Source organism: Aeromonas sp. MR7, assembly GCF_963899385.1.
GTDB lineage: Bacteria > Pseudomonadota > Gammaproteobacteria > Enterobacterales > Aeromonadaceae > Aeromonas > Aeromonas bestiarum.
Genome location: NZ_CAWQXH010000039.1, coordinates 1 through 264 on the forward strand (window position 1 = coordinate 1; position 264 = coordinate 264).

The 264-nt window shown below is 51.5% G+C and carries 1 rRNA gene; it reads right to left on the reverse strand.

Annotation, left to right across the window (positions count from 1 at the left end):
* Positions 1-264: ribosomal RNA gene (locus tag AACW87_RS15950) — 23S ribosomal RNA — on the reverse strand; the annotation flags it as partial.

Consider the following 264-nt stretch of genomic DNA (forward strand, 5'->3'; position numbering starts at 1 on the left):
TGGTCTTCCGGCGAGGAGGCTTTTCACCCCCTTTATCGTTACTTACGTCAGCATTCGCACTTCTGATATCTCCAGCATACCTCTCGATACACCTTCGCAGACTTACAGAACGCTCCCCTACCACTCACACATAAGTGTGAATCCGCGGCTTCGGTGCCTGGTTTGAGCCCCGTTACATCTTCCGCGCAGGCCGACTCGACTAGTGAGCTATTACGCTTTCTTTAAATGATGGCTGCTTCTAAGCCAACATCCTAGCTGTCTGAG